The 6000-nt window shown below is 66.8% G+C and carries 8 protein-coding genes; 6 read left to right on the top strand and 2 right to left on the bottom strand.

Annotation, left to right across the window (positions count from 1 at the left end):
* Window positions 1-594: PD-(D/E)XK nuclease family protein (locus tag HRL41_RS05090; RefSeq protein WP_172135837.1), on the top strand; the 594-nt coding region annotated here is incomplete at its 5' end.
* The gene (locus tag HRL41_RS05085) at window positions 591-2126 is read left to right on the top strand and encodes a DUF2779 domain-containing protein (protein ID WP_172135836.1); all 1536 of its coding nucleotides are present in this window, start codon (window positions 591-593) and stop codon (window positions 2124-2126) included. The genes HRL41_RS05090 and HRL41_RS05085, both read left to right, overlap by 4 nt.
* A gap of 199 nt (window positions 2127-2325) precedes the next feature.
* Here HRL41_RS05085 and brnA read toward each other — a convergent pair whose 3' ends face one another.
* Complete coding sequence (gene brnA, locus HRL41_RS05080; protein WP_165170325.1) at window positions 2326-2574, bottom strand: type II toxin-antitoxin system BrnA family antitoxin; 249 nt, start codon at window positions 2572-2574, stop codon at window positions 2326-2328.
* A complete protein-coding gene (locus HRL41_RS05075; protein ID WP_172135835.1) occupies window positions 2555-2824 on the bottom strand; it encodes a BrnT family toxin in 270 nt (89 codons plus the stop codon). Before HRL41_RS05075 ends, brnA begins: the two co-directional genes overlap by 20 nt.
* A 241-nt stretch (window positions 2825-3065) precedes the next feature.
* Here HRL41_RS05075 and HRL41_RS05070 point away from each other — a divergent pair, with 241 nt between their 5' ends.
* The 4 genes from HRL41_RS05070 (at window position 3066) to HRL41_RS05050 (ending at window position 5764) form a co-directional block, all read left to right on the top strand.
* Window positions 3066-3557: an HD domain-containing protein gene (locus HRL41_RS05070; protein WP_172135834.1), complete on the top strand. Its 492-nt coding sequence runs from the start codon at window positions 3066-3068 to the stop codon at window positions 3555-3557.
* Window positions 3558-3834: 277 nt separating this feature from the next.
* The gene (locus tag HRL41_RS11935) at window positions 3835-4911 is read left to right on the top strand and encodes a DUF5662 family protein (RefSeq protein ID WP_216662520.1); all 1077 of its coding nucleotides are present in this window, start codon (window positions 3835-3837) and stop codon (window positions 4909-4911) included.
* Window positions 4912-5132: 221 nt separating this feature from the next.
* Complete coding sequence (locus tag HRL41_RS05055; RefSeq protein ID WP_172135833.1) at window positions 5133-5411, top strand: type II toxin-antitoxin system Phd/YefM family antitoxin; 279 nt, start codon at window positions 5133-5135, stop codon at window positions 5409-5411.
* Window positions 5408-5764: a type II toxin-antitoxin system RelE/ParE family toxin gene (locus HRL41_RS05050; RefSeq protein ID WP_172135832.1), complete on the top strand. Its 357-nt coding sequence runs from the start codon at window positions 5408-5410 to the stop codon at window positions 5762-5764. Before HRL41_RS05055 ends, HRL41_RS05050 begins: the two co-directional genes overlap by 4 nt.
* The last annotated feature ends 236 nt before the right edge of the window (window positions 5765-6000 follow it).

The raw sequence follows: 6000 nt of genomic DNA, 5'->3' as shown, positions 1-6000 counted from the left end.
GTGGAGGACGACGACGCCACGGCCCTCGGCACGGCGTTCCACCGCCTCGCGCAGCGCATGGTGCTCGAGGCGGCGGCGCGCCCGGCGCCGCGCGCGCTCGAGAAGCCCGCGCGCGAGGCCGTGCGCGCACAGGCGCAGCGCGTGGGCCTCACCCCTGACCAGGCATGGCGCCTCGACGAGGCACTCGACCTCTGGACGGCGAGCGACGTGGCGCGCGGGCTCGGCAGCTTTGCGCAGATCGCCGCTGAGGTCCCGTTCATGGTGGAAGTCGGGCCCGCAGGCGCGCCGCCGCTCTACCTCGAGGGCGCCCTCGACGCGCTCGCCCTCGACGACGCGGCGCGCGCGCTCGTCGTCGACTACAAGACGGGCGGCTCGCCCGCCGAGACGGACGCGTTCGTGCGCGCGAAGCACGAGCTGCAGGCCCAGTGCTACGCGTACGCCCTGCTCAAGGAGGGGGCCTCCGAGGTCGAGGCGCGCTTCGTGCGCGTGGAGCACCGCAGCGGAGGCAACCCCGCGCAGCCTCAGGTGGCAGCCTACCGCTTCGACGCGTCGGACGTCGAGGCGCTCGAAGACGTCATAAGGAAGCACGCATGAACCTCTCGAAGTCCCGCTACACGCGCGGCGTCCAGTGCCCGAAGATGCTCTGGATGGAAGCGCACCTGCCCGAGCAGTTCGACGACACGGTGCTGAACCAAGCTGTGCTCGCCACGGGGAACGAGGTGGGCGACCTCGCCATGGGCTACTACGGTAGCTTCACGGAGATCCCCTTCGACGCGCACGACTTCGCGGGCATGGCGCGCCTCACGCGCGAGCTCATGGAGGCGGGCGAGCCCGTGATCTGCGAAGCCACCTTCGAGCGCGACGGCAACCTGTGCATGGTGGACATCCTGCTCAACGAGCCTGACGGCGTGCGCCTCGTGGAGGTGAAGTCCTCCACGCACCTCCATGACATCTACCTGCACGACATGGCCTACCAGTGCTGGCTGCTGGACCGGTGCGGATATGCGGTGAAGAGCGCGAGCCTCATGCACGTGAACAGCTCCTACGTGCGCGAGGGGGAGCTCGACCTGCACGGGCTCTTCACGGTGGAGGACTGCACCGAGGTGGTGAGAGGCATGATGGGGCAGGTGGGGGAGCGCGTGGCCTACCTCAAGGCGGTGGCGGACGATCCCGCCGAGCCCGGGGAGTCGGGCGCGCTCTCCCAGGCGCTCGGCATGGAGCCCGGCGCGCGCGGCCGCTGCTCCATCGGCCCGCACTGCCGAAGCCCCTACCCGTGCGGCTACCAGCGGTGGTGCTGGCGCTACGTGCCGCATCCGAGCGTGTTCGACTTGGGCGGCTACGGGCTCGTCAAGGCGTTCAAGCTCGTCGACCAGGGGCTCCTCACGTTCGACGACGTGGCGGATTCGGGCTTGCGCCTCAAGGCGATCCCGCAGCGCCAGATCGAGGCGCATCGCACGGGGGAGAGTCCGCTTGTCGACGTGGCGTTCGTGCGCAGGTTCCTCGCCGAGCTCACGCCGCCGCTGTACTTCCTCGACTTTGAGACGTACCAGCCCGCCGTGCCGCCCTTCGACGGCGTGCGCCCCTACCAGCAGATCCCCACGCAGTTCTCGCTGCACGTCGTGAGCGACGCGGAGGGCGCCTTCGAGCACCGCGAGTTCCTCGCGCGCGAGGGGACCGACCCGCGCCGCGCGGTGGCCGAGGCGCTCGTGCGTGCCATCCCGCGCGACGCGCGCACCGTGGCCTACAACATGAGCTTCGAGCGCATGGTACTCAAGGACCTCGCCGTCCAGTTCCCTGACCTCGCCGCGCATCTGCTCGCCATCCGCGAGAACATGCGCGACCTCATGGTGCCCTTCCGCAACGGCGCGTACTACGCGGCGGCGCAGGGCGGCTCGTTCTCGATCAAGTCCGTGCTCCCGGCGCTCTTCCCAGACGACCCGGAGCTCGACTACCACGCCCTCGACGGCGTGCACAATGGGGCGCAGGCGTCGGCGGCGTTCACCGACCTGGCGCACATGGTGCCCGAGGAGGCCGCCCGCACGCGGGAGGCGCTCCTGCGCTACTGCGAGCTCGACACGCTCGCCATGGTGCGCATCTGGCAGAAGCTCCAAGAGGTCGTCGCATAGCGACGAAGTCCAAGAGGCTCTCGCAGAACGAAACAGCTTCAAGGGGTTGTCGCATGACGACAAACCTCAAGGCGCTGCACTGCTGAGCGTTTCGTGCTGCCGTGCTCGTTGGGCTGGCTCGCTAGGTCGACTTGCTAGGCGGGCTTGCTAGGCAGGCTTGCTAGGCAGGCTTGCTAGGCAGGCTTGCTAGGCAGGCTTGCTAGGCAGGCTTACCCATGGAGTCGAGGCGCTCCACGATCCACGTCTTGATGATGGCTTGCCGGCCTACGCCGATGCGCGCGGCCTCCTTGTCGAGCTCATTGACGACCCATTGGGGAAAGTCAACGTTGACGCGCTTCACCTCGCAGTTCAAGTGCTCGATTGCTGCGGTGTCGAAGTAGTCGAGCACGTCGGCGCCCTCGTCGAAGAGCCCTTCGAGGTTTGCGGCGTTAACGCTTGCGGTACTCATAAAGCTTGACCTCCTTGTCGTGCGACCGACGAACGGATATGATCCTCACGGCGTCTCCCCGATCGGTCGCGATGGCGGTCCAATGCTTGCCGTTGACCATGCCGACGACCAGATAGCGCGGCTCGCCTCGATCCTTGGCCGGCAAGCGGATCGCGTTCTCGTCTTCCCACAGCGCTTGCGCCTCAGGAAAGCTCATGCCGTGTTTCTCGATGTTGACGGCGTTCTTTTTCGGATCGAACACGAATAGCATTATATGCCCCTCCAATATACTGATTCAATATAATTGAGGTATGAAAATGCTATTAACGAAGGAGCAACATAGGACATCACCGCTTTTCGAAGAGGTGGCTGTCCCGTGAGGTTAGGATTATTCCAACCAGAACTGACGTTGTGGCAATTATATAAAACATATGTTCTTATTACAAGAGGATGGACCAAGAAAACTTTGTCATGCTACCATCGAGGGGAAAAAGAGGGAAGGAGCTCAGTCTATGATAAGCACGGCATTGACGGCGGCTGCGGCGGGGATTGCCCGTCGCGCGCACGAGGGGCAGCTCGACAAGGCGGGGGAGCCCTACATCAACCATCCGCTGCACGTGGCGGAAGCCATGGACACCGAAGAGGAGACGTGCGTGGCGCTTCTGCACGACGTGCTCGAGGATTCCGACTTCACGGCCGACGGCCTGCGCGAGGCGGGCATGCCCGAGAGCGTGGTCGCGGCGGTCGAGCTGCTCACGCACGACGAGCGCGTGGACTACCTGGACTACGTGCGCGGCGTGCGGAAAAACCCCTTGGCCGCCAAGGTGAAGCGCGCCGACCTCGAGCACAACCTCGACCCCAAGCGCCTCAAGCGCCGCCTCACCGCAGTAGACATGAAGCGCCGCGCGCGCTACCTCGAGGCGCTCGCCGTCCTCGACGGCAAGGACGCCTCCGCAGCCCCCGCAGCACCTGCGGTCCCCGCGCCCAAGCCGCCGACTCGCTAGCGCTTCCGGTCTGTCCGCTCGCGCGCTTCCCGCTTGCGCCTGCGGCCGCGTTCGCTCGCGCGCTTCCCGCTTGCGCCTGCGGCTGCACTCGTTCGCACGCTTCCCGCTCGCGCGCCGTCCCCACGCTCGCGCTCAACCTCCAGCTCGCAAGCATCCTCCGGTGACTTCGCCGACGAGGGCGGGGGCGTGTGCTTGGCGCGCACGCCCCTGCTTTGTGCTACCATCGGCACGGTACGGCAGGGGCTTCGGACGAGCGGAGAGCGGAGGCTTGCATCACATGGCATCGCGAAAGGCGGCATCACGCGGGAAGCCGCGCATGAAGGTGGCGGTGAGCGCGTGCCTGCTGGGGCAGGCCTGTCGCTACGACGGCGCCTCCAAGCCCTGCGAGGCCGCCCTGGCCCTCCTCGACCGCGATGACGTCGAGGTGGTCCCCGTCTGCCCCGAGGTGGCGGGCGGCCTGCCCACGCCGCGCGAGCCGAGCGAGATCACGCACGCGGGCGCGCGCTGGCAGGTGACGGCGCGCGACGGCGCCGACGTCACCGACGCGTTCGTGCGCGGCGCCGAGGCCACGCTTGCGCTCATGCGGCGCGAAGGGTGCCGCATGGCCGTCCTCAAGGCGAAGAGCCCCTCGTGCGGCAGCCGCCAGGTGTACGACGGCACGTTCACCGGCACGCTGCGCCCCGGCTACGGCGTCACCGCGAAGCTTCTGCGCGACTGCAACATCTTCGTCATCGACGAGACGGAGCTTCCCCTTCACCTGGGGAGGCGCTATGAGCCGCCGCGCGGCACCCTCTCCATGGCGCGCCAGCACCTGCGCACCATCAACGCGCACAAGATCCAGGTCATGCGCCACTGCTTCCGCGTGGGGCTCTACAAGCAGGGCCTTCTGCACGACCTCTCGAAGTACACGCCCACCGAGTTCTGCACGGGCATGCGCTACTACCAGGGCACGCGCAGCCCCAACACCGCCGAGCGCGAGGAGCGCGGCTTCTGCGAGGCGTGGCTGCACCACAAGGGGCGCAACCGCCACCACTACGAGTACTGGACCGACGTGCGCGGCAAGGGCGACGGGCGCATCGTGGGCGCGCCCATGCCCACGCGCTACGTGGTGGAGATGTTCTGCGACCGCGTGGCCGCCTGCAAGGTGTACCAGGGCGACGCCTACACCGACGCGAGCGCGCTCGAGTACTACGAGGCCGGCAGCGCGCGCTACATCATGCACCCCGAGACGGCGCAGCTGCTCGAGTACATGCTGCACCTGCTCGCCGACCGCGGCGAGGACGAGGCGTTTCGCATCATCCGCGACAACATCGTGCGCGCCCGCTACACGAGCGGCGCCCAAGGCCGCTTCTAGACGGCGAAATCGGCGAAGAGGCCCGGCATGTCCGACGACGAAGGCCGCGAGGCGCGCGTGAGGAGTAGCGCGTCCCAGCGCGTCCGGGCGGCATGATGACGAAGAGGCCCAGCGTGCCCGGTGGCGCGACGGCGAAAAGGCCCGGCGCCCATCTCTTCAATACATAAAACTTTATGTTATGCTTGGCGAAGCGAAGCAGCATCAAGGGAAAGGCGCCCCACATGCCAACCGTTATGCCCATAAGCGACATGCAGCGAAACTTCAAGGCGGTTGCGCAGGCATGCGCGCAGACGCGCGAGCCGGTGTACCTGACGCGAAACGGCTACCCGGCGCTGGTCGTCATGGATGCGCAGGCTTACGAAGAGGAGAAGAGCCTGCGCGAGCTCTCGTACGAGCGCGAGATGCGCATCGCGAAGCGCGTGATGGAGGCGCATGAGCAGGTCGAGCGCGGTGAGTTCACGCCCCTCGCCGAGGCGCGCCGCATGAGGGCATCCTCATGACGTCTCGCGTTGACGGCGAGCATGCGCAAGACGACGCTCTCGGGCGCGGCTATGAGGTCGTCTTGTCGAGCAACGCCCTGTTCGTCTACTTGAGCATCTCCTCGTCGACAGAGCTGCACGCCGTTGACAAGACCCTCGAGCTGCTCGGCGCGTTTCCCCATCTCGGGCGCCTCTACGATCCCCTTTACGAGGCGGCGCGCCTGCCCTTCGACGTCTACGTGACGTACGTGGGGCGCTACGGCATCTACTACGAGATATCCGATGCCACGAGAACCGTGAGCATCGACTTCATCGAGGATCAGCGTCGTGACCCGAGCCATCGCTTTGGCGATGTCGAGGGGTTCTACGGGTGACGCACCTCCGCGATGCCGTCCACGCCCGCTCACACCTCCGCGAAGCGCGCGTGAGCCGCCGCACCTCCGCGATGCCGTCCACGTCCGCTTACACCTCCGCGATGTGCGCGTGAGCCGACGTACCTCCGCGATGCCGTCCACGTCCGCTTGCGACTCCGCGCCGTTGAAGAGAATTGCAGCAAGAAAACAGGGAGAAATGCTGCCACGGAGGAGTTCTTCTTGTATCCTTGAAACGC

This window comes from Adlercreutzia sp. ZJ473 (assembly GCF_013185065.1).
Classification (GTDB): Bacteria; Actinomycetota; Coriobacteriia; order Coriobacteriales; family Eggerthellaceae; genus CAAEEV01.
The sequence above is the reverse complement of the archived record's forward strand: the minus strand, read 5'-3'. Positions and strand labels throughout refer to the sequence as shown.